Source organism: Aeromonas sp. EERV15 (assembly GCF_900079845.1).
Classification (GTDB): Bacteria; Pseudomonadota; Gammaproteobacteria; order Enterobacterales; family Aeromonadaceae; genus Aeromonas; species Aeromonas sobria.
The window spans coordinates 41,670-65,166 of record NZ_FKKY02000003.1 but is presented as its reverse complement, the minus strand read 5'-3'; the positions used below and the strand labels follow the sequence as shown (position 1 = coordinate 65,166).

The window sequence follows — 23,497 nt, the reverse complement described above, 5'->3', positions numbered from 1 at the left end:
CACGCCCCGGCCATATCAATGGCCGATGGCGCTGCCAAAGCCGCTCATCAGAGGGACAGCTGTCCCGTTACACCTTCAGGGTGCGTTCGCTGCTGCGTCCCCACAGGGGGTTGATGATGGCGCGCGTCCCCCAGATCCCGGTGATCATGCTGGAGAGCAGACCCAGAATAAGGGTGACCGAGAAGCCTTGCAGCGGACCGGAGCCGATGGAGTAGAGCACCACGGCGCAGATGAGGGTGGTGATGTTGGCATCGAAAATGGTGTGAAAGGCCGAGCGATAGCCAAAGTCGATGGCATTGGCAAGGCTGCCTCCTTCACGCAGGCGATCTTTGATCCGCTCGAAGATGAGCACATGGGTATCCACCGCCATGCCCACCGTCAGTACCAGACCGGCGATCCCCGGTAGGGTCAGCACGGCCCCCGGCAGCACCGCCAGCATCCCCACCTGCATCAACAGGTTGGCGACCAGCGCAGTGATGGCAACCCAGCCGAATTTGCGGTACCAGGCCATCATAAACAGCATCATGCCCGCCATGCCGAAGGCCAGCGCGGTGAAACCTGCCTCGATATTCTGCATCCCCAACGTGGGGCCTATGCTGCGCTCCTCCAGGATTTTTAGGGGAGCCGTGAGGGCGCCAGCGCGCAGCAGCATGGCCAGCTCTTGCGCTTCTGGCAGACTGCCAATGCCGGTGATGCGGAACTGGTTGCCAAGGGCGGTCTGGATGGTGGCGATGTTGATCACCTCGCTCTGGGCCCGCAGCTTGCCCTGGGTATTGGTCTTGTATTCGGTGAAGACGGTCGCCATCGGCTTGCCCACATGCTGGCGGCTGAACTGGTTCATCTTGCTGCCACCCAGGGTGTCGAGCACGATATTGACCTGAGGCTGGCCCATCTCGCCCATGTTGGCGCGGGCATCGACGATGTGCTCGCCGGTCAGTACCGGCTTGCGTGCCATGCCAATGGCCTGGCCGCTGCGATCGGCGATATAGAAGTGGCTGTCTGCTTTGGCTTCATAGAAGGCCAGCGAGGCGGTGGCACCGATCACCTCTTTTGCCTGCTTGGGGTTATGGACGCCGGGCAGTTCGATGCGGATACCATCCTGTCCCTGACGGACTACCGAGGCTTCGACGATGCCGAGCTCGTTGATCCGTTTCTTGAGGATCGACAGGTTTTGGGTCACGGCGTTGTTGACCAGCAGGGTGCGTTCCGCGTCACTCAGCACCAGTTTCAGGTCATTGCCGGAGCGGGTCAGCTTCCACTGATCCTGACGGGTACCGGCACTTTCCTTGATGATAGAGAGCCAGCTCTCCTGTTCGGCAACATCCGGCAGGGTCACGGCCACCGCGCCCTGTGCGCTGCGTATGACGCTGGCGCCGCGCAGGTTGGCTTCACGGAAGCGAGTACGCAGGGTATCCACCAGATTCTTGGTTTGGGTATCGATGATAAAATCCACGTCCACCCCGATCAGCAGCTGGGAGCCGCCGCGCAGGTCCAGTCCCAGCTTGATGGGATCGGCACCGAGGCGGGTGATCCAGCCCGGCGCGTTGGAGTGGAACTCCAGGGTCAGCGCCGCGCTGTCGAGGCCCTGCTGCTCCAGCAACTGCTTGGCGCGCTGCTGTTCGCCCTGGCTGGCAAAGACCAGCTCGACTCGCTCGGATTGCTCGATCACCTTGACCGGCGTCAGGTGCTTGTCGGTCAGCAGCATCTGCTGCTGGGAGGTCAGACTCTGCTGTCCGTGCAGGCCGAGGGAGGGCTGCTCACCGAAGAAGGTGGGCAGGGAGTAAAAGGTAAAGGTCAACAGCATCAACAGCAGCAGCGCGTACTGCCACTTGCTCATGCGATTGAGAACGGTGCGATTGGTTTTTCTCATGCCAAATAGCCTCTGTCAGGAGAATGGAGCGCAGGCCTGTGTCATAACGGCTCGGCCGGGCGCAAAAAAAGATGCGTTCAGAGCGGGATGGCACCGAAGTGCAGCCCGTAACAGAAGAGGAGGTGTGCGAGAAATAGCTGCCAAACCCCTCGGGGTCAGGCGGTCAGAACGCTCTGACTGAAGCGGTATTGCAGGTGTTGGCGGTGCAGGCGGTGTCGATGGATGGTGCAAAAGCGATCGCGAAAGCTGCGCTGGTGATAAATCTGGGCTGCCAGTATCAGCCAGCCGAGCAACAGCAACAGGATGGCCTGGGTAGACCAGCTCTGGATCAGCTCGTAAACCACCTCTTTGGGCTGGTCGTCACTGCGCAGGGATTGTTCCAGCCGCAGCAGGTGATTCTGATGGCTGGCGACAAACTTGATGATGCCCTCGTCGCTGTCGCTAGCCTGATTGAACACCAGAGTTTGTTGCGATTCACTGTGCGAAAAGGTGGGTAGCAGTGAGCCTTCCATCCGGGTGATGGAACAAAGCAGGGTGAGGGCGATAACCAGGGTTACCAGCACCAGTTTGGCTTTGTCGATAAGGCGCAAGCAGTGAATTCCACAAAAAGAGAGCAGGCAAGCTACCACACTCATCGGGCCAGAACAAGGTTGTGGCCCGATGAGTCCTTGATGGATGAGGCGGTTCAGCGGCCGGTCATCTGGTCAAAATCGCGTGCGTAGCCCTTGAGCAGACTGTAAAGATGAGTTCGCTGGGCGAGATCCAGTGACTGACTCATGTCGCTCAACCAGTTGACGGTGCGTTGACGCGACTGCTCGGTATAGCCGGTAAAGCGGCCATCCATCAGGCCATCCCCCTCGGCCAGCAGATCGGTCAGCTCACGGGTAAAGTCGGGACTCTGGCGCTGCTTCATCAGCCTGTCCAGCTCCCGGGTCCAGGACTCCTGAAAATCGAGCCAGGGGGGCATCAGCTCGTATTGCCACTCGGCCCACTGGGCCACCAGCGGCGCCTGTGCCGGTTTCACCTCGCCAATCCAGAACACCAGCCGCTTGTTCATCTTGTCGCGAAACTCCGCCAGCATCTGCTCTTTGGGTTGGGTGGCAAAATCGTGTTGCCGCTCCTGTTGCCGCTTGACCCGATCGGTCATGAAGCGGGCGACCTGATCGTCGCTCAGGGTGCGCGCCAGCCTGACGGCGCGGGGAATGGTGTTTTCAAGGGTGCGGGTCAGGCTCTGCTGCACCGCATCCAGATTGGTCGAGATCTGCGCCGGGGTCATGGGGCTGGCAATGGCTTTGGCCAGCGCGTCGAGATCTTTGGCGTAGCGGGGCAGCTCGTGCTGGCGGTGCCAGGCCATCAGCCCCTTCACTTCGCGGCTGAGCAGATCCTTTTGCGAGTAGGAGAGGGCAAAGTAGTCATCCAGCTGCCAGATGATGGCGGTATCGAGCCAGTAGTAGATCACCCGGGTGGAGCAGCCGGTCAGCAGCAGGCCGATCAGCAGCAGACCCCAGGTTTTCGGCTTGTGCCAGCGCACCTTGTTTATCATCTGTTACTCCAGTCGTTGCCGGTTGATGGCGATCAGGATGTCATAGTCAGGTGAATCGCCGGGTGAGGCCTGTTGTTCGGCCATCAGCAGGGCCCAGAGCAGGCCGATGTAGTCGACCCAGGGTAAAAAAGCCTCGCTCTGAAAATCGGGCCACTGCTGGCGAGGCAGTGCCTGCAGATAGTGCGCCTCCAGCACTTCGCGCCGCTCGGCGGGCCACTCATGGGTGCGCTGGATGCTGGCCAGCTCAAAGCCGGGATGCCCTGCTGCGCCATACTCCCAGTCGATGACCCAGGGTTGACTTCCCAACAAGTTAGCCGGATTGAGATCGTGGTGGCAAGGGCGCCAGCAATCATGGGGTTCACGGCTGGCGAGCAGGCCCCGCTCCAGCCCAGGCAGCCAGGGGGGAATGTGGGCCAGTCGAGAGCGATAGCCGGCCGCGTGGGCCCGCACCGCCATCACCACGGCGGGCAGCGGCAGGCGGTGCAGCTTGCGCAGCACCTCTGCCAGCAGACGGGGCTGATCGGCTGCCGCTGGCGCCGCGTGCGCCCAGTTGGACTCATCGCTCCACGCCAGCAGCATCAGGCCGCTGGCGGGATCGCCATAGTGGCAGGGCAGCGCCAGCCCTTCGGCCATCGCCCCCTGATAAAGCTGCCACTCGGTGACGCGATCGATGCCAAGACGTACCGGATCGGGGTGGCCCTGACGCAAAAAGTAACTGCGCCCCGAGGGGAGGCGCAGTCGATAGTTGCTGTTGGTCAGGCCTAACCCGAGTGGTTCCAGCAGCCCCTCCCGCCAGGGGGCGGGCAGGCTGGCCAGTAGCGGATCACTGTTGCCTGTCAGCGGGAGCCTGTTACCAGCCAAAGGTGGATTTCTTCGCCTGTTTGCGGATCTCTTTCTGATCGGCCCACAGCAGTTCGCCATTTTGCAGATCCATCAGGTTCATGGTCATCTGGTAGTAGACATCCTTCACCTTGCCATTGTCCTTGACGATGCTGGAGAGGTTGCCATAAACCATGTAGCGGGCACCGGTCTGCTTGCCCAGCCGCACCATGGAGGCTGGGTCTACCATGCCGCTGCTCTGCTGGTATTCGAGTTGCTGTTTGACGGCGGCCACCTTGCTCATGTCGACGAAGCGGAAGGTGCCAGAGCGCAGCAACTTGGTGCGGATGGTGTCAGTGATGGCTTCGGTATCGATGTGCTCGGAGGTCTTGTTACGGATGGAGTCCATAAACATCACCGGACGACCGCCTGCGGTGATCTCGCGGGTGGCCGGAGAGGCGAGCATGGAGTCCGCCATTTTGTCGGCGATGGCCTGCAGATCGCTTGAACCGTAATCGACGGTGACGGTTTCGGTTTCAGTGGGATCGCCATAACTGACGGTGGTGCTGGAGCAGCCGCCCAAGAGCAATGCAGAGGTCAATATCAGCAGGGCATGATTCATTTTCATCAGTAGGATTCCTCAATCACTTCGCGTACGTAAATCCGGTAACCTTGCGCCGCCGGGCTGGGCGCCAGGGCCGAGAGGGTGCGGGTCTGATAGCCATGCAGTTTGATGGGTGTCCAGCCGCGGCCATCGCTGGCGACCTCCTGACCGGCCTCATCATACCAATAGAAGATATATTGCAGCTTGTTATCGCCGCGCTGGGTGCTGGCGGCGGCCACATTGACCTGCAGCAGGCCATTTTGCTGGCGGCGGCTCAGCTCGGTCAGGGTGACGTTGACGTTTTGATGCTGCTCCAGCGTGGGAGCACCGCCCGCCGGGCCATAGAGCGCTACGCCTGAGGTGTTGGTGGCGCAGCCGGTCAGCAGCAGCGCGAGCCCGAGGGCCAACCCGTATGCTTTCATCTTGCTCTCCTTAAATCGGGGTGAGTGGGGTAGCGCTTGAGCCTGCCCGTTAATCGTCTCGTTTATCTGCATTGGCCGTGTGTTCAAAGGGGCATCACCCGGGTGGTCAGACCGGCCCCGAGGCGCTGCACCCAGACCAGGGTGGTGCGACCCTTGTGGATGGTGAGCGGCAATTGCCGCTGCGCCGCTCCCGCGTCCATACCGGTACTGAGGGTGAGATTTACGTCACCCGCCGGCACCATCCCCTGCCAGCTCGATGCCTGAGCTGGCAGCGTCAGCCAGCTGCGGGTATCGGCCCGCTCCGAGAGGGTGTTGAAGATCCCCACCAGAATATTGCCCACATCGCCCCCCTCTTTGGCGGCGGTGTGGCGCATCTGCTCCTTGGCCACCAGTCGCAGCGCCTGACGGGTCAGCATGCCGGGCAGCCGCTCTTGCAGATCTTTGGCTGCCAGCGCCTCCAGTCGCACCAGCTCGCTGGTCTGTTCGACCCGTTTGCCGACTTCCACCGTCAGCGGTCCGGTGTCACTGGCCCGATTATCGTAATAAGGGATGGCGACGGTAAAGGTGCGAAAATCACCGCGAGAGGTGGAGATGGGCAGCGGCAGGAACAGCTCGCGCCGCGCCGGGATCAACCCATCTTCAAACAGCACCACCAGCTGGCCTTGATCTTTCGCAAGCGACGGCGCCTTGCGGCCCACCTTTTTTTCGGTCGCGCGGATCTCGTCCGGCGAGCCACGTAACCGCGCCAGTCGCAGCAAGGCATCTTGCAGGCTGCGGTTATCCGGCGCTATCTGGTAGCCGCGCTGATAATCGACCCAGGCATCGTTGAGATCCCCGGCCGCCTCATAGAGCACGGCGGAAAAATAGAAGGTGTAGGCGTTCTGAAAACCATTTTTGACCTTGCCGATCAGCCGGTCGAGATCCGGTGCGCCGCGCGACATCAGCTGGCGCATCTCACCTTCTGCCTCGGCCTCTTCGCTCTCATCCTTTGCCTTGCGCACCTCATCTGCCCGCCGCTTGAGCGCCTGCTCCTGCACCTGATTGGCGCGGCGCACCTCCACCAGGGCGCCATCGGCATCCCCCCGTTGCAGGTAGTTGAGGGCCAGATAGTGGTGCAGCATGGTGCGTTCGTAATCGGGGGTGAGATAGGCCATCGACTGGTCGTTGGTGAGCAGGCTGCCCACCTGATCGAGCCCCTGGCTCAGCCGATATTCGGCTTGGCTATCCTCCCATGACAGACGACTGTCGGCGGCGGTAAACGCCTGCTTGCTGCCGGCATCCTGACCGGCGAGCCAGGCGATGCGCCCCTCTTCCAGACGATCCAGCACAAAGGTGTCATCCCCGAGGGTGGAGTCACGCACCTCTGGCAGTGCCTCGGCGGCATGGCCCAGCAACAGCTGGTTACGCAGGGGCACCATCTGATCGGAGTAGGAGACGAACATATCCTGCCAGCGGGAGGCACAGCCCCCCAGCAACAGCAGAGAGCCGCAGAGCAGCAGGGCGCTGCGGCAGGTTGCGAGGTGGCGATTCATTACAGGCTGAGCAGCGGCCCTAGCGGCTGGCCGCCGACCAGATGCATGTGGATGTGGTAGACCTCCTGCCCGCCGTGGCGGTTGCAGTTCATGATGAGGCGGTAGCCATCTTCAGCAATGCCCGCGTCGGCGGCCAGCTTGCGGGCCACGGTGAACATCCGGCCAAGGGCCAGCTCATGTTCGGCTTCCACATCGTTGACGGTGGGGATCAGGATGTTGGGGATGATCAGGATATGGGTTTTGGCCTTGGGCTGGATATCCCGGAATGCGGTGACCAGATCGTCTTGATAAAGGATGTCGGCGGGGATCTCTTTGCGGATAATTTTGCTGAAAATGGTTTCATTCGCCATTGCTAACTCCCTTATATAAAAAAGAAAATTGAATTTTAGCCCCGAGAGGCTCCCGACAGGAGGCGAGCCGCTCCGCAAGTGTGACACAAGCCGACATTTGACACCGCCAATGCCTAATTCCCTTCAGTTACTGTTAAAAATACCGATAGCCGGAGGGACGTCATCTGCACTGCCTGTTCAGGGTGGTCTGCAGGGTATCAAAAGGACGGGGTACTCAGGCAAGGGACTTTTGCATATACAGCGGGACAATAATGAAACAAACCATGTCAAATCTCTCCATCTTGCAGCGCGTCTATCTGGGCTTCGCTATTTTAGTGGCCGTGATGGTGGCCAGTTCACTGCTCACATTTCGTAGCCAGCAGACCCTGGGGAATGCGCTGGATCAGGTCACCCAGCAGTCGATGCCGCTGGTGATCGCCAGCAGTCAGACCCAGATCGCCCTGCTCAGCGCCAACAAGTGGCTGGGGGATGTGCTCACCGAGCAGGATCCCAAGCTGTTGCCCGCCGAGGTGGCGGAGTTAAAACAAGCCAAGGCCGAGGTCGACAAGATACTAGGCACCCTGCGCCAGCAGCTGGCTCATCATCCTGAGTTGCAGGGGGAGATGGGTGCCCTTGGCCAACAGGTCGACCGCTATCTGCAACTGACCGATACCCTGCCTGGTGAACACGAGGCGTTGCTGGCCCGACTGCACAAGGTCAATCTGGCCAAGGGGCAGTTTCAGGTCAGCCTGCCCCAGTTCAAGAAGAATCTGGGTGACATGATGATCACCATCGACGACAGCTTCATCAAAATGCTCTCCGAGACCCTGACTACCAAGCTCTCCGCCATCGAACTCTCCACCATGGATGCCCTCAATCAGACCATTCCGGCACCCATTGAAGGGGCGCTCAAGCGCAACAAGATGCAGATCGAAGGGTTCAACAGCACCATCAAGGATCTGCAAGGGGAGCTGAAGAATTTCGACAACGACATGGGCCACTATGTTCACGGCTTTGTGCGTGACACCACCGCCAGCGAAGGGGTGCTCTCCCAATATCTGGCGCTGATGAAGCAGCAAGAGCAGATGCGGGAGAAGAGCAAGCAGGCCAGTGCTCTCATCGTCGAGATCCAGAACCGGCTTGAGCGGATCACCGGCCAGAGCCAGCAGTTGATGGGCCAGAGCATTGCGCACGCCAGAGCGGTGCAGAGCCAGAGCACCCTGACCCAGGGGTCCAGCATCGTGGTCGCCATCCTGATCGCCATGCTGGTGGCCTACACCCTGGGCAAGGCCATACGCCGTCCGCTCAAAGAGCTGCTGCAGGTACTGACCTGTGTGACCCAGGGCGATATGACCCAGCGCATCGGTTTTCGCAGCAACAACGAATTTGGTCAGTTGGCTAGCCAGATCAACCTGCTGATCGCCCAGATGGGGGAGGTGCTGGCCCAGCTTTCACAGGCATCGACCCAGCTCAACGATGCCGCCCACGGCAACCGTCACACCACCGAATTGGTGCGGGCGGATCTGGAGAAACAGCGGCAGGAGACCGCCTCGGTCGCCGCGGCCATGACCCAGATGGAGGCCTCGGTGCGTGAAGTGGCGCAGGCGGCCAACCAGACCCTGGAGCGGGTGCAGGATGTGGAGAAGGCCTCCGAGATGGGGCGCAAGGTGATGGCAGGCAATATCACCACCACTCATCAACTGGCGGGCAAGCTGCAACAGACCGGCAAGGTGATTGGCGATGTGAGCGCCATGAGCAGCCAGATCGGCAATATCCTCGATGTTATTCGCGGCATCGCCGAGCAGACCAATCTGCTGGCCCTCAACGCCGCCATCGAAGCGGCGCGGGCAGGCGAGCAGGGGCGCGGCTTTGCGGTGGTGGCGGACGAGGTGCGCAGTCTGGCGGGCCGCACCGCACAATCCACCAGCGAGATCCAGACCATGATCGAGAACCTGCAGCAGGGGGTTGCCAAGGCGGTGACCGTGATGCAAGAGTGCTCCCGCGAGATGGACAGCTGTGTGGATCAGAGCTCTCATGCCAACAACGCCATGGAGGAGGTGCAGGGGATCGTGGTGCTGATCAGCGATATGTCGAGCCAGATCGCCTCTGCCGCCGAGCAGCAGCAGGCCACCAGCGCCGATATCGCCACCAATCTCAATCGCATCTCCGATATCTCGGATCTCAACTATCAGGGTATCGAGCGGGTGGCCCAGACCAGCCAGCAGCTGGACTCACTGGCCGAGCAGCAGGAGAGCCTGGTCAAGCGATTCCGCCTCATCGCCTGATGAGTCGGAACTTAAAACACAAGGCCCCGCAGATGCGGGGCCTTGTAGTTAATGGGGTTAGCTGAGCGCTTATGCGTAGGCGATAGCGCCTTTGCCGACCCCTTCATAGGCGACAATCTTGACGAATTTATCGCCCACCATCTGCTTCACTTCGTGGGCGATGTAGCAGGCCAGCAGCTCGACCGTGGTGTCGGTGTCGATCATCTCCACCTCGGCGGCGGGAATGGCCAGCTGGAACAGCCCTTGCGGTGCCACATATTTGAAACCCAGATGGTGATCACCCAGCTGGGTATTGGCGCGAGGGCTCAACGCCAGCTCGGTCAGCGCCACCTTGTCCTCTTCGGTGCCGAGGTAGATATCGCTCCAGCGTTCGGCCCAGTTGAGTTCCAGTTCATCATCGCGCTCACCATCCACGTGGATCTCGATGGGAGAGCGGTGGCCGTGGGCGATGCGCTGGCAGTTGCCATCGTGCTTTTTCAGGCCGTGGCTGTAGTGGTAGAAGGCACCGGTGATCGCCTCCTGACGCAGGGTCAGGGAGAGATCCTTGATATTGTCCGGCAGCCGTTTGGCCAGTACCGCCAGCAGGTAGCGGGTCACCGACTCTTTATCGACCTGGGGGGCTTCAATAAAGGCAAAGCCCTGGGTCGGGCAGCGCAGGTGGATGGAGCGCTCCGGGCGCAGCAGATCCACCGTGCTTTCGTCATCGTCCAGAGTCTCGATGTGGATCAGCGGGCACTCGGTCGGCACCAGCAGCTTGTGATCCACCTCTTCATCGATAATCGACTTGATCAGCTTCTTTACCCGGCCAAAGTCCAGCAGCATGCTCATTTCGTTGAGCTCACCGCTCATTTCGATATCTACCAGCCAGCTCTCGCCCACCATGCCGCGGCGTTCGCACAGGTAGCTGGAGTCGATCACGGTCAAATCTCTTACAAATAACTTCATCAGTCAGGCCTTGCTATAGCGAAAGGGCAGTTTGCGATATTATGACTCGCGATTATCGGCAAAGGAACTGGAACCCCCCATGAACAAACTGCTTATCAAGAATGCCACCCTGGTCAACGAAGGCCGCATCTATGCCTCCGACGTGTTGATCGAGGGGGAACGGATTGCCCGCATTGCACCCGATATCGAGGCGCCGGATGCGCTGGTCATCGATGCCGCAGGGCGTCACCTTATCCCCGGAATGATCGATGATCAGGTCCACTTCCGGGAGCCGGGGTTGACCCACAAGGGAACCATCGCCAGTGAATCCCGGGCCGCCGTCGCTGGTGGCACCACCAGTTTCATGGAAATGCCCAACGTTAATCCCCAGACCACTACCCTCGATGCCCTCGAAGCCAAATACCAGATCGCTGCCAACTCCTCTGCGGCCAACTACAGCTTCTATCTCGGCGCTACCAACGACAACCTTGAAGAGATCAAACGGCTCGATCCCAAGCAGTCCTGCGGGGTCAAGGTGTTCATGGGCTCCTCGACCGGCAACATGCTGGTGGATAACCAGGAGACCCTGGCGGCCATCTTCCGCGACTGTCCGGTGATGATCGTCACCCACTGCGAAGACACCCCGACCATCGCCAAGGCGGAAGAGGCAGCACGGGCCAAGTGGGGCGAGGATGTGCCGATGGGCGAGCATGGCCGCATTCGCAGTGACGAGGCGTGCTACAAATCCTCCAGCATGGCGGTGGCGCTGGCCAAGCAGTACGGCGCCAAGCTGCACGTGTTGCACCTGACCTCCGCCAAGGAGCTGTCGCTGTTTACTGCCAGCCACGATCTGAGCGAGCTGAAAGACAAGAACATCACCGCCGAGGTGTGTGTCCATCATCTGTTCTTTAACGACACCGATTACGACACCCTAGGCAGCCAGATCAAGTGCAACCCGGCGGTGAAGAGTACCGCCGATCAACACGCGCTGCTCGATGCGGTGCGCAATGATGTGCTCGATATCATCGCCACCGACCACGCTCCTCACACCTGGGAGGAGAAGCAGAACAGCTACTTCAAGGCGCCGTCAGGCATTCCGCTGGTGCAGCACTCCCTGCAGGCACTGCTGGAGCTCTATCACAACGGCGTGTTCAGTCTGGAGACTATCGTCAAGAAGACCTCCCACGCGGTGGCCGAGCGCTTCCAGGTAGAGGATCGCGGTTATATCCGCGAGGGTTACTTCGCCGATCTGGTGCTGCTGGATCTGGGCAAGCCATTTGTGGTCAACGATGACAACATCCTCTACCACTGTGGCTGGTCGCCCTTCAACGGCTACCGCTTCCATAGCACGGTGGAGATGACCCTGGTGAACGGCCAGATCGCCTGGCAGAACGGTCAGGTCAGTGACGGGATTTTAGGCAAGCGGCTGACCTTTAACCGCTGATTGTTCGCAAAGCAAGCGAACGCACCATAGACGGGGTTTTGCTCTCTTTTCCTTGTTGACAGGGCGGGGTCATCTCCATAAACTCTGCCCCCGTCAGCCGAGCTGACTCCGTCGGTGTGTAGCGCAGCCAGGTAGCGCATCTGCATGGGGTGTAGAGGGTCGGAGGTTCGAATCCTCTCACACCGACCAAATTCCCCGGTAAAGGCCTTGTCAAACGACAAGGCCTTTTCTTTTGCGCGCAATTTGGCGCCTGTGTGGCCCAGACTGGCGCAGACAAGCGAGGCGGGCAGGAGCGGCGGGTCGAGGTGAGCAGACGAGTAGAGTACACAGATAGAGGATTCGGGCAGAGGAAACCGGCTCTGTGATTGTGCCGCCACCGGGGTTTGTGCTGTAGTAACGACTACGTTGCCCACATCCCAGCCGAGGTCCTTTGTGCCTGCTCTCCTGTCAAAAGCAGTTTGTCTGCTGATGCTCACCCTGCTGCTGGTGGGCTGCGCCACCCCTTATGAGAGTGAAAAGTCGTTCTGGAATGGCCAGACCGGTTTCTCCCAGACCCGGCTTGGCCCGGACAAGTGGCAGCTGGAGTTTGTCGGCAACGATCTGGTGGACAGAGAGACCGCCCGCAAATATGTGCTCAAGCGAGCAGGGGAGCTGGCGCTCGCAGAGGGCTACTCCTGGCTCAAGGTCGATGAGCTGACTATTACCCGTGATGCTGTCAGCGTGACGCCGTCACGGCCGGTCTTCGGTTTTGACGAGGATGAGCCGGATCTCTTTATGGCCCAGATGCAGGTGCAGCACCGCATCTCGGCGCTGCTCACTTTCCGTTTGTTGCCACAGGCTGTCGATCAGCAGAGTCTGTCTGCTAAATATCTCGCAGAAATAAAAACAAGCAGTGATTAATAGTGGCTTTTTGCAAGATCCATATCACATACACCTAATGACAGCATAAAATTCTAGTGAAGCCTCTGGATTTAGCCCCTGCTTTTAGGCATTCTCCCAGCATACCGGCCGCCAGGAATCAACGGCCCGGATCACAAAAACGGACTGTAGTGGCTCCCACGCCATTGTTTACGGCTTGCACCAATCAAACCCGGGACTCCCCCATGAAAATGAATAAACTGACGGTTGCCATCCTCATCGCCATGATGTTTGGCATCCTAACCGGCCAGGGCTATCGCATGTTTGCCGCAGATCAGGCGGCGGATTTTGCCAATAACATCACCATCCTCACTGATATCTTCCTGCGACTGATCAAGATGATCATCGCCCCGCTGGTGTTCACCACCCTGGTGGTCGGTATCGCCAAGATGGGCGACACCCGCACCGTGGGGCGTATCGGTGCCAAGACCCTCGGCTGGTTCATGCTGGCCTCCCTGATGTCCCTGAGCCTGGGTCTGGTGATGGTGACCCTGATGCAGCCGGGCGTGGGCCTCTCCCTCTCCCTGCCCAATGACACCGCCAGCTCAGGGATTGCGGCCGGTGCCATTAGCCTGAAAGATTTCGTGACCCACGCCATTCCCAAGAGTGTGGTCGAGGCGATGGCCACCAACGAGATCCTGCAGATCGTGGTGTTCTCGCTCTTCTTCGGTCTCGCTGCCGCTGCGCTGGGCGATCTGGCCAAGCCGGTGGTGGTGCTGATGGCCAGCGCCGCCGAGATCATGTTGAAAGTGACCGGTTACGTGATGAACTTTGCGCCGTTCGCGGTATTCGGTGCTATCGCCGCCATGGTGGCCAAAGAGGGGCTGGGTATTCTGGTGACCTACGGCAGCTTTATGGCCCAGTTCTACATCGCGCTGGCTTGCCTCTGGCTGCTGCTGATCGCTATGGGCAGCATTTTCCTGCGTGGTCGCGTCATCAAGCTGCTGGCGATGATCCGCGAACCCATCCTGCTGGCATTCTCTACCGCCAGCTCTGAAGCGGCCTATCCGAAGACCCTGGATCGTCTGGAGAAGTTCGGTTGTGACAAGCGCATCGCCAGCTTCGTGCTGCCGATGGGTTACTCCTTCAACCTCGACGGCTCCATGATGTACTGCACCTTCGCGGTGATGTTCATCGCCCAGGCTTATGGCATCGAGCTCTCCATGGCCCAGCAGATCACCATGCTGCTGCTGCTGATGGTCACCTCCAAAGGAATGGCCGGGGTACCGCGCGCCTCTCTGGTGGTGATTGCCGCCACCCTGAACCAGTTCCATATTCCGGAAGCGGGCATTCTGCTGCTGCTGGGGATCGACCACTTCCTCGACATGGGCCGCTCTGCCACCAACGTGCTGGGCAACGCCATCGCCGCCAGCGTGGTGGCCAAGACCGAAGACAGTCTGGGTGAAACCGTCGCGCTGGGCGAGAGTGAGCCAGCCAAAGCCTGATCACAACGTCATGAAAAATAAACAACAACGGCCCGCCAATGCGGGCCGTTGTTGTTTATGGCTCGTCTACACTGCTAGATAGTTTTCATCTGGAGTGTACGGTTATGAACATTGCTCGTCGGCTTCAACTGATAGCGCTGCTGGTTATGCTGGCGCTTGTTTTCCTCAGCTGGTTCAGTATCAACCGCCTTGGGGCTGGCAATCGAGACTTGAGCTATGTGACGGACAATACGGTGCCCAGTATTGCGCTGATCAAGGAGGTGCAGGCTGCGTTTTATGAGCTGCACTCCCGAGTGCAAAGTCACATTCTCAATACCGATGATGGCAAGATGCAGCAGATAGAAGCCGATATTGCCGAGCATCGCAAACAGATCAATTCGCAACTGGAGAAATATAAAGCAGAGATGCTCTCCAATGACGAAGACCGGCGCCTGACCGACGATGATCAGCGCATTATTGCGCAATATTATCAGGAGATAGACAAGGTTCTGCAGCTCTCCAGACAAAACAAGAACGATGAAGCGCGAGACATGCTGGCGGGAGAAGCCACCAGAGTGTTCCAGCAGTTTGCCAAGGCAATCGAGCTTCACGTCAACTTCAATATGGATTTGGGGCTGGCGCTCAAGAAGCAGGGCCAGGAGAATTATGACAACAGCCTGCAAACCCTGTTGTTTATCGCCGGTGGTGCCACCGTACTGACGATGGGGTTGTTTGTCTGGTTGTTCAATCAGGTGGCCAATCCCCTTCGCACCGCCATGGATACCCTGACCCGGATCCAGCGCGACCTCAACTTTACCCTGAGAGCAGATGTGAAACAGCAGGATGAGATTGGTCTGACCCTCAATGCGGTCAACCGGCTGCTCGATACGCTGCAACAGACATTTACCGAATTTTCCGTCGGCAGCTTGCAGATCAAGAGCACTGCCGAATCCCTCTCTCAGGCAGCGCAGCACCTGGCCAGCTCGGCTAATCAGGCCAATGATGCCACCAGTCTGATAGCCGCCGGTGTGGAAGAGATGACGGTCAGCATCACAGATATCTCCCAGCGCACTCAGGAGACGAGCCGTATCACCAACGAATCGGGGCAACTGGCGACCGAAGGGGGCCGGACCATCGAGCGCACCGTCCATGCCATCAACGAGATAGCCGACTCCATTCGGCAGGCCTCGGCCGAGGTCATTGCGCTGGGTGAGGGCATTTCGCGCATTGGCGGTGTGGTCAACGTGATCCGTGATGTGGCGGGGCAGACCAACTTGCTGGCCTTGAACGCGGCCATTGAAGCGGCGAGGGCCGGGGAGTCCGGCCGTGGTTTTGCGGTGGTGGCGGATGAGGTGCGCAAACTGGCGGAGCGGACGGCGCAATCCACCCAGGAGATCTCCGCCACGGTAGAGGCGATCCAGCAGGAGTCGAACAATACGGTCTCCCGCATGCATCTGGTTGAGGAGAAGGTGAGCCAGGGGGTCACCATGGCGACCGAGAGTGGCGCCATTATTGCCGAAATCCGCAGTGCGTCGCACCGGGTGATGGATCAGGTGGGCGAGATCACCAATGCCATCCGCGAGCAGAGTTCGGCCGCCGAGTCGATCGCTCATCAGGTAGAGCAGATTGCTCAGGTCGTGCAGCAAACCAGCAGCACAGCGGAGGAGACCTCAGCCGCAGCCGAGGAGCTCAATGTCACCACCGAGAGCATCCACCAGCAGATATCCCGCTATCGTATTCAGTAACGCCGAGAGTTGTTATCCATCCGCTATCCCCGCCAGCCAGCTGGCGGGGATTTTTTTATATGGCTTGCTTAGAAACCTGAGCCCGGTTGCTGCAAAAATGCCGCCTCTTCCGGTGTGCTGGTGCGACCGAGTATGTCGTTGCGGTGGGGGAAGCGGCCAAAGCGTTCGATGATCACCTGATGGCGGCGGGCAAAGTCGGCAAAGCCCGCGAAGGTCGCCTGCGCCGGTGTGCCAGCCTGCTCGGCAGCGAGTGCCTCGAACAGAGCCACGCTTCTGGCCTGCTGTTCGCGGGATTCGGCATGCTCCAGCGGCAGATAGAAGAAGACCCGCTCCAGTGGCGAGAGGGATTTGTCAGCCCCGATGGACAGCCCTTTCAGGCAGAGATCCCTTGCCAGCGGATCCTGGGCAAAGGCCGCAGGCGTGCCGCGATGGATATTGCGGGGCAGCTGGTCGAGCAGCAGGATCAGCGCCAGCCGACCGCTGGGGAGATCGGCCCAGTGGGCCAGCTCCCCGTTGGCGGCAGCCTCTGCTTGCGCGCCAAATTGCTTGGCCAGCAGGGCATCCATTTCGCTGCTTTTTCCCCACCAGAGCGGGGCTTGCCGTGTGGCCCGCAGGACGTCATCGGCTTCGTCGCCAAACCAGAGATCGAGCAGAGGTTGCCAGGGTTGCATGGGAACTCCTTGAGGTGATTCAGAGGGAACCAGGAACAAATGGCTCAGGGGTGCTGCCGAAACGGCGGCTTCTCGTTACACTGTGCCATCTTTTGCCCGAAAGACGTAACCCCCCGATGGCGAGCACCGGATTCTTGGCTCGGCCGATGATGGCCTGCGATCGCCATGAGGTGGTCCTGTTGACCTTGGTGGTTATCGGGACGTACACCTCTCTCCCGGGGTTGTTCTCACTGATATAAGGAATCTTTGATATGGCCGGAACCAGTTTGTTGGCCCTGCTCGACGATATCGCCAGCGTGCTTGATGACGTGGCGCTGATGACCAAGATGGCGGCGAAGAAGACTGCCGGGGTGTTGGGGGATGATCTGGCCCTCAACGCGGAGCAGGTTTCCGGAGTGCGTGCCGAGCGGGAGCTGCCGGTGGTGTGGGCGGTGGCCAAGGGCTCATTTCGCAACAAGCTGATTCTGGTGCCCGCCGCCATCGCCATCAGTGCGCTGGTGCCCTGGCTTATCACGCCTCTCTTGATGCTGGGAGGCGCTTACCTCTGTTTTGAGGGGGCCGAGAAGCTGGCCCACAAGTTCCTGCCTCATGAAGTGAGCGAGGGTGAGGCACACACAGCTCCTATTCCCGATGATCTGGTGGCCTTCGAGCAGCAGAAGGTGAAGGGAGCGATCCGCACCGATTTTATTCTCTCTGCCGAGATCATCGTCATCGCCCTTGGCACGGTTCAGGGGGCAAGCCTCGCGCTGCAGCTCTCGGTAGTGGCAGGCATCGCCCTGCTGATGACCATCGGGGTCTACGGGTTGGTGGGGCTGATCGTCAAGCTCGATGACATCGGTCTGCATCTGCTGCAAAAGCCCGATGGCAGCGCCCTGCGCCGCGCGGTGGGGCAGGGGCTGCTGGTGACGGCGCCCCGCCTGATGCACCTGCTGGCACTGGTCGGCACCATCGCCATGTTTATGGTGGGCGGTGGCATTCTGGTGCATGGCTGGCCCTTTGCCCATCACCTGATTGAAGGTGCAGCCGCTGTTGTCGCCACCCTGCCCACAGTGGGGGCCGTACTGGCGGCGGTGACGCCGACTCTGCTCAACGCCGTGGCCGGTGTGGTGGCGGGTCTGCTGCTGGTTGCCGTGATGACGCTGGTGAGCCGTCTTGCCCCGGCCAAGGGATAAGCGAGCTTGCGGGCCATTGTCTCTTTTTTCCTCTCTTCATTTTTTGGCCTTCGGGTTGCCCGGTCTCTGACTTGCTGCCCGCAGGTCTGCTGCGCCTCCCGATAAAGGCCTTTGCGAGAAGCTATGTATCAACAACAGTGGAATAACGACCATATCTACCAGGGCCTCGACAGCACCGAGCTGGAAGCGGACATGCATGCAGCCCGCCACGCGCTGGAAGAGCTGGCCAGCTATATGGCGGGTCTGGACGGGGTGCGCGACGCTGACGCAGCGCTGCTGGATTTCTTGCGGGAAGTGCGGTTGCGCGCCAGTGATATTCGCCATATCGGCTGGAACGTCGCCATTCTGGCCGCGTGCCGCGGCAGTCAGGATGCGCGGGATCCGCAGGCCAAACAGCTGGCATCTCGCGCCCGCGCCCTCAACGCCGATCTGTTCAAGACCCTGGCGCCGGTGGAAGATCTGATGCTGGCGCTGCCGGAAGATCAATTCGCCGCGCTGATGGCGGATCCGCTGCTCGGCGAGGAGGCGTACCGCTTGCGCCATGAGCGTCGTTTGCAGGATCAGCGCCTGCCGGTGGAGGCGGAGCAGCTGGTGATTGGTCTGGGCACCGATGGCCTGCACGGCTGGGGCAACCTCTATAACGATCTGGTGGGCAAGATCCGCTTAACCATTGATGGCCGCGAGATGGGGCTGGCGGAGGCGAGCAATTTGCTCTCCAGCCCGATACGTGCGCTGCGTTTAGAAGCCTTTGATGCCATCAGCGCCGGTTGGGAAGGGGAGCAGGAGACGGTTGCCGCTATCCTCAATGCCCTTAACGGCTGGCGGTTGGAGCTGGCCCGTCAGCGCGGCAAAACCCGTGTGCTCGATGCGCTGGATCTCTCCTGCCATCAAAGTCATATCGAACGCGCCACCCTCGATGCCCTGATGAGCGAAACCTGGCGGGCCCGTGGGCTGGGTCAGCGCGCCTTGGGATTGATGGCCGCGCGGCTCGGACTCGACGAGCTGGGGCCGGAGGATCTCTTTGCACCGCCCCCGGCTGCCAGTAGCCGCGAGATCCCGTTTGAGGAGGCGATCGAGTTGATTGCCGATGCTTTTAGCCGTTTCGATCCCGAGATGGGGGAATTTGCCCGCATGATGGCCGAGAAGGGATGGATTGATGCGGCGCCCACGCCAAATCGCCGCACCGGCGCCTACTGCACCAAGTTTGCTGCGCCGGTGGAGCCGCGGGTCTTTGTCACCTATGCCGGCACCATGGATAACGTCATCACCCTGGCTCATGAGCTGGGCCACGCCTGGCACAACTGGGTCATTCGCGATCTGCCGATGAGCCAGCGCAGCTACCCCATGACGCTGGCGGAGACCGCCTCCATCTTCGCCGAGACCCTGGTGCGCAGCGCCCTGTTCGAGCAGGCGCAAAGCCCGGAAGAGCAGCTGGCCATCGCCTGGGCGGAAGCCGATGGCGCCGCCACCTTCCTGGTCAATATCCCAGCCCGCTTCGATTTCGAGCAGGCCTTGGTGGCCGAGCGGGCGCAGGGCTATGTGCCGGCAGAGCGGCTCAAGGCGTTGACCGACGAGGCGTGGGGGCGTTGGTATGAGGGAAGCCTGACCCGCTATCACCCCATGTTCTGGGCCGCCAAGGCGCACTTCTCCATCGCCGGGCTGGGTTTTTACAATTATCCCTATCTGTTCGGTTATCTGTTCAGCCTCGGGGTCTATCAGCAGTTGATGAGCCGCAAAGCTGCAGGGGAAGAGGGGGTGGCCGAGGCGTATCGCGCCTTGCTGCGCGATACCGGCCGGATGAGCGCCGAAGATCTGGTGGCCAAACATCTGGGGCAGGATATCCGTGAGGCTGCCTTCTGGCAGGGGAGTCTGGCACAGGTAGCGCAGGCGGTGGCGCGCTTCGAGCAGCTGCCCGCCTGATTGGCTGAGCTGTGATGTGAGTAGCAGGCCCCCGGACCGCGAGAGTGTCCGGGGCCTGTTTGTTATGCCTGCTCCTGCTCCGGTTTGACCGGGCCGACCAGCAATGGTTTAGTCTGGTGAGTCAGGTCCGGTTGATAGCCGTTGAAGAAAAGGTTGAGTACCACCGAGCTGATGGTGGCCAGCAGGATGCCGCTATGGACCAGTGGTTGCAGCGCCGCCGGAAAGTGCTGGAAGAAGGAGCCGGAGACAGTCGGGATCATGCCAAGACCGAGGCTGATAGCGACAATGTAAAGGTTGTGGCGGTTGCTGTTGTAATCAGCACGGGCAAGGATGCGAATGCCGGTCGCCAGCACCATGCCAAACATCACTATGCCAGCACCTCCCAGTACGAAAGGAGGGATGGAGGCAACCATCAATGACATTTTTGGGATCAGGCCAAAGGCGAGCAGGATCCCCCCCGACATCACGCAGACCCAGCGACTCGATACCCCGGTCACACTCACCAGCCCGATATTTTGGGAAAACGAGGTGTGGGGGAAGCTGTTGAAGACTCCGCCGACGATGGTGCCGATGGCATCGACCCGCAGCCCGCGCACTATGTCGCCGCGACTGGCCGGATGGCCGACGATGTCGCCAAGGGCCAGAAACATCCCCATCGATTCGATAAAGGTGATCAGCATGATCACCGTCAGGGTGGCGATGGAGATAGGGTCGAAGGTGGGCCAACCAAAGGCGAACGGCACTATGGGAGCAAACCAGGCCGCGTCGCCAAGGCCGTCGAGGCTCACTTCGCCCATACCGATGGCCACCACGAAGCCGAAGATGATCCCCAGCAGCACCGAGATATTGCTGAAAAAGCCCTTGGTGAAGCGGGTCACCAGCAAGATGAAGGCGAGCACCGCAAAGCTGGTGCCGATATAGCGCAGGCTGCCATATTCCGGATTGCCCTTGCCCCCCGCCATCCAGTCGATCCCCACCTGCATGATGCTGATCCCGATGGAGGTGATGACCACCCCGGTCACCACTGTGGGGAAGAGTGGCATCAGCCTGCCGATCAGCGGCACCAGCAGGGTGGAGATGATACCTGCGGCGATGGTGGCGCCAAAAATGCCGGTCAGCCCCAGATCCGGGTTGGCACCGATGGCCAGCATCGGCATCACGGCGGCAAAGGTGACCGACATGATGACCGGCAGCCGGATCCCGGCAAAGCGGCCAATCCCGACACATTGCAGCAGGGTGACGATGCCACAGCAGAATAGATCTGAACTGATGAGATAGGATATTTGATCCTTGGGCAGCCCCAGACTGCCGCCAATCACCAGTGGCACCGCCACGGCACCGGCATACATCACCAGCACATGTTGCAGGCCCAGGGTAAAGAGCTGGCCCATGGGGAGCATGCGCTCCACTTCATCCACCGGGCACTTGCGCGCACCCGGTCGGGGGGAGGGGGGATTGGTCTCGTTCATGAACACAGCACTCCTTGAAGCCCGCGCAACCGCCACAGGCAAGATAGTGAAAGCCGCAGCTTTCCCGGTCATTGATAGCGAGCATGGTCTGACGTACCCGATCCATCTGCAGGTGTGATGAGGGGATCTGGTGCTGGTGTTGGTCAGTGCACAAAACATGCACAACGCCGGTCATGAGCGAAAACGTTTGGCTGTAACGCCTTGTTTTTGTGGGGTGAGTCACATCCCGGCTTGATAAATGACCCTGGTCAGGGGGCGGGCGTTCGCAGTGGCATCTCAGATTGGTAAGCGTTTTATCATTATCGTTCTGGCGATCTCACTTTGATAGCTACGCTCGGGCAAGAGCCTGATGGCGCCCCCTTGCCCCAATGCGTAATCAGGGGGCGGGCGTGATCCAAAGCAAGAAAGTGCGATGTTTTGGTGGCGCACGGGGCCGCCGCTGGGGTAGTTTCGATAAAACCGACACAGATCCTGAGGTCTTATCCATGATCATCTATCTGCATGGCTTTGATGCCACCAGCCCCGGCAATCACGAGAAAGTGCTGCAGTTGCAGTTTATTGATGATGATGTGCGTTTCGTGCACTACAGCACGGTTCACCCCCGTCATGATATGAGCCACCTGCTTAAGGAAGTGAAGAAACAGCTCGACATGAGTACCGATCCCAAGCCGCTGATCTGCGGTGTGGGGCTCGGTGGTTACTGGAGTGAGCGGATCGGCTTTCTGTGCGGCATTCGTCAGGTGATTTTCAACCCCAACCTCCATCCGGCAGAGACCATGCAGGGCAAGATCGACCGGCCAGAGGAATATGACGATATAGGCACCAAGTGTGTAACTGAATTTCGTAATAAAAATTCAGGAAACTGCCTGTGCATCCTTTCCGTTCAGGATGAAGTGCGCGATAATCGGGACACTGAACGTGAATTGAAGAACTATTACGACATTGTGTGGGATGAGCGCGAGACCCATAAATTCAAGAATATCTCGCACCATCTGCAGCGGATGAAGGCCTTCAAAGAAGCTTGAATCATCACGTCGACCGATTTCGTTTTAGGGAGCCACTGGCTCCCTTTTGTTTTGAGGAACCGAGGAAAAATCATCATGATGAATATTGTCGTTGTCGGCGGCGGCGCCGGTGGTCTGGAGCTGGCCACCAGTCTGGGTCGCAAGCTGGGCAAAAAGAACAAGGCCAAGATCACTCTGGTTGATCGTAACCGTACCCACCTGTGGAAGCCGTTGCTGCATGAAGTGGCCACCGGCTCAATGGACGCGGGCATCGATGCCCTGAGCTACCAGTCCCATGCCAAGAACCACGGGTTTGATTTCCAGCTCGGCACCCTGACCGACATCCAGCGCGACGAAAAGCGCATCGTGCTGGCGCCGATCCATGACGAGAATGGCGAGATCGTGGTCAATGAGCGCGCCTTGCCTTATGACATGCTGGTGATGGCCATCGGCTCTGTTTCCAACGATTTCAACACCAAGGGGATCAAGGATCACTGCATCTTCCTTGACAGCCCTTCCCAGGCCCATCGTTTCCACAACAGCATGATGAACCGCTTCCTGCAGTTCGCCACTGAATACAAACCGGGTGACAAGGTGAAGATCGCCATCGTCGGCGGCGGCGCCACCGGTGTTGAACTCTCTGCCGAGCTCTACAACGCGGTTGAGCAGCTTTATGCCTACGGCTTCAAAAACCTCACGGCCGATAGTTTGAAAGTGACTCTGGTGGAAGCGGGTCCCCGCATTCTGCCGGCCCTGCCGGAGCGTATCAGCGGCGCCGCCCATCAGGAGCTGGTCAAGCTGGGGGTCGATGTACGTACCGCCACCATGATCACCGAAGCGACCAGCGAAGGTCTGCACACCAAGGATGGCGAGCTGATTGAAGCGGATCTGATGGTGTGGGCGGCCGGTATCAAGGCGCCTGACTTCATGAAGGATATCGCTGGCCTTGAGAGCAACCGCATCAACCAGCTGGTGGTGAAAGAGACCCTGCAGACCACCCGTGACGAGAACATCTTCGTGATCGGTGACTGCGCCGCCTGCCCGCAGCCGGATGGCAAGTTTGTGCCACCGCGCGCCCAGTCTGCCCACCAGATGGCCAGCCAGGCGTTCAAGAACATTCTGGCCAAGATGAACGGTGGCGAGATGAAGCCCTACCTCTACCACGACCACGGTTCGCTGGTGTCCCTGAGCCGCTTCTCCACCGTGGGCAGCCTGATGGGTAACCTGATGCGTGGCTCCATGATGGTGGAAGGCTACATGGCACGTATGGTCTACATCTCGCTGTACCGGATGCACCAGGTCGCCCTGCACGGCTACGTCAAGACCGGCCTCATCATGCTGGTGGGCCGTATCAACCGGGTGCTGCGCCCGACCCTGAAGCTGCACTAAGCCTGCAGTTGGC

20 protein-coding genes and 1 tRNA gene are annotated in these 23,497 nt (G+C 59.8%); 10 read left to right on the top strand and 11 right to left on the bottom strand.

What is annotated here, in order from left to right; translation table 11 throughout:
* Positions 1-67 precede the first annotated feature (67 nt).
* The 8 genes from secD to hinT all read right to left on the bottom strand — a co-directional run bounded on the left by secD (position 68) and on the right by hinT (position 7,140).
* A complete protein-coding gene (secD, locus tag BN4575_RS03530) occupies positions 68-1,870 on the bottom strand; it encodes a protein translocase subunit SecD (protein WP_068977167.1) in 1,803 nt (600 codons plus the stop codon).
* Between the two features lie 155 nt (positions 1,871-2,025).
* Positions 2,026-2,460 (bottom strand): hypothetical protein, encoded by a 435-nt coding sequence (locus BN4575_RS03525; protein ID WP_068977166.1) that lies wholly within the window; start codon positions 2,458-2,460, stop codon positions 2,026-2,028.
* A gap of 95 nt (positions 2,461-2,555) precedes the next feature.
* Positions 2,556-3,413, bottom strand: a complete 858-nt coding sequence (locus BN4575_RS03520) for a DUF6279 family lipoprotein (protein WP_068977165.1) — start codon at positions 3,411-3,413, stop codon at positions 2,556-2,558.
* Between the two features lie 3 nt (positions 3,414-3,416).
* Positions 3,417-4,274 carry a phosphotransferase gene (locus BN4575_RS03515; RefSeq protein ID WP_068977164.1) on the bottom strand — a complete coding sequence of 286 codons (858 nt, stop codon included), beginning with the start codon at positions 4,272-4,274 and terminating at the stop codon, positions 3,417-3,419.
* Positions 4,264-4,860 carry a penicillin-binding protein activator LpoB gene (lpoB, locus tag BN4575_RS03510; RefSeq protein WP_068977163.1) on the bottom strand — a complete coding sequence of 199 codons (597 nt, stop codon included), beginning with the start codon at positions 4,858-4,860 and terminating at the stop codon, positions 4,264-4,266. Before lpoB ends, BN4575_RS03515 begins: the two co-directional genes overlap by 11 nt.
* Positions 4,860-5,258 carry a YcfL family protein gene (locus tag BN4575_RS03505; RefSeq protein WP_005334038.1) on the bottom strand — a complete coding sequence of 133 codons (399 nt, stop codon included), beginning with the start codon at positions 5,256-5,258 and terminating at the stop codon, positions 4,860-4,862. Before BN4575_RS03505 ends, lpoB begins: the two co-directional genes overlap by 1 nt.
* A gap of 83 nt (positions 5,259-5,341) precedes the next feature.
* On the bottom strand, positions 5,342-6,790 hold the full coding sequence (locus BN4575_RS03500) for a COG3014 family protein (RefSeq protein ID WP_068977162.1): 1,449 nt from the start codon (positions 6,788-6,790) through the stop codon (positions 5,342-5,344).
* Positions 6,790-7,140: a purine nucleoside phosphoramidase gene (gene hinT / locus BN4575_RS03495; protein WP_068977161.1), complete on the bottom strand. Its 351-nt coding sequence runs from the start codon at positions 7,138-7,140 to the stop codon at positions 6,790-6,792. Before hinT ends, BN4575_RS03500 begins: the two co-directional genes overlap by 1 nt.
* 251 nt (positions 7,141-7,391) lie before the next feature.
* Between hinT and BN4575_RS03490 the strand changes: the two genes are divergently transcribed.
* Complete coding sequence (locus BN4575_RS03490; RefSeq protein ID WP_068977160.1) at positions 7,392-9,404, top strand: methyl-accepting chemotaxis protein; 2,013 nt, start codon at positions 7,392-7,394, stop codon at positions 9,402-9,404.
* A gap of 69 nt (positions 9,405-9,473) precedes the next feature.
* On the opposite strand, the gene BN4575_RS03485 is transcribed toward BN4575_RS03490, so the two are convergent.
* A complete protein-coding gene (locus BN4575_RS03485; protein WP_068977159.1) occupies positions 9,474-10,349 on the bottom strand; it encodes a 6-carboxytetrahydropterin synthase in 876 nt (291 codons plus the stop codon).
* Positions 10,350-10,428: 79 nt separating this feature from the next.
* Here BN4575_RS03485 and BN4575_RS03480 point away from each other — a divergent pair, with 79 nt between their 5' ends.
* The 5 genes from BN4575_RS03480 (at position 10,429) to BN4575_RS03460 (ending at position 15,859) form a co-directional block, all read left to right on the top strand.
* A complete protein-coding gene (locus tag BN4575_RS03480) occupies positions 10,429-11,772 on the top strand; it encodes a dihydroorotase (protein WP_042022181.1) in 1,344 nt (447 codons plus the stop codon).
* 112 nt (positions 11,773-11,884) lie between these two features.
* Positions 11,885-11,961, top strand: a tRNA-Pro gene (locus BN4575_RS03475).
* Positions 11,962-12,240: 279 nt separating this feature from the next.
* Complete coding sequence (locus tag BN4575_RS03470) at positions 12,241-12,672, top strand: CC0125/CC1285 family lipoprotein (protein ID WP_068977158.1); 432 nt, start codon at positions 12,241-12,243, stop codon at positions 12,670-12,672.
* 203 nt (positions 12,673-12,875) lie between these two features.
* The gene (locus tag BN4575_RS03465) at positions 12,876-14,135 is read left to right on the top strand and encodes a dicarboxylate/amino acid:cation symporter (RefSeq protein WP_068977157.1); all 1,260 of its coding nucleotides are present in this window, start codon (positions 12,876-12,878) and stop codon (positions 14,133-14,135) included.
* Positions 14,136-14,239: 104 nt separating this feature from the next.
* Positions 14,240-15,859: a methyl-accepting chemotaxis protein gene (locus tag BN4575_RS03460; RefSeq protein WP_068977156.1), complete on the top strand. Its 1,620-nt coding sequence runs from the start codon at positions 14,240-14,242 to the stop codon at positions 15,857-15,859.
* Positions 15,860-15,927: 68 nt separating this feature from the next.
* Here BN4575_RS03460 and BN4575_RS03455 read toward each other — a convergent pair whose 3' ends face one another.
* The gene (locus tag BN4575_RS03455) at positions 15,928-16,530 is read right to left on the bottom strand and encodes a DUF924 family protein (protein ID WP_068977155.1); all 603 of its coding nucleotides are present in this window, start codon (positions 16,528-16,530) and stop codon (positions 15,928-15,930) included.
* A 251-nt stretch (positions 16,531-16,781) separates the two neighbouring features.
* Here BN4575_RS03455 and BN4575_RS03450 point away from each other — a divergent pair, with 251 nt between their 5' ends.
* The gene (locus tag BN4575_RS03450) at positions 16,782-17,702 is read left to right on the top strand and encodes a DUF808 domain-containing protein (protein ID WP_042053196.1); all 921 of its coding nucleotides are present in this window, start codon (positions 16,782-16,784) and stop codon (positions 17,700-17,702) included.
* 123 nt (positions 17,703-17,825) lie between these two features.
* Positions 17,826-19,622, top strand: coding sequence for a M3 family oligoendopeptidase (locus BN4575_RS03445; protein ID WP_068977154.1), 1,797 nt, complete (start codon positions 17,826-17,828; stop codon positions 19,620-19,622).
* Between the two features lie 62 nt (positions 19,623-19,684).
* Here BN4575_RS03445 and BN4575_RS03440 read toward each other — a convergent pair whose 3' ends face one another.
* Entirely contained in the window at positions 19,685-21,091 is a 1,407-nt protein-coding gene (locus tag BN4575_RS03440) for a nucleobase:cation symporter-2 family protein (protein ID WP_068977153.1), read from the bottom strand.
* Between the two features lie 485 nt (positions 21,092-21,576).
* On the opposite strand from BN4575_RS03440, the gene ycfP reads away from it, so the two are divergent.
* Both ycfP and BN4575_RS03430 read left to right on the top strand, forming a co-directional pair.
* Positions 21,577-22,116, top strand: a complete 540-nt coding sequence (ycfP, locus tag BN4575_RS03435; protein WP_042022510.1) for an alpha/beta hydrolase YcfP — start codon at positions 21,577-21,579, stop codon at positions 22,114-22,116.
* Positions 22,117-22,191: 75 nt separating this feature from the next.
* Positions 22,192-23,484, top strand: coding sequence for an NAD(P)/FAD-dependent oxidoreductase (locus tag BN4575_RS03430; protein ID WP_068977152.1), 1,293 nt, complete (start codon positions 22,192-22,194; stop codon positions 23,482-23,484).
* Positions 23,485-23,497 lie beyond the last annotated feature (13 nt).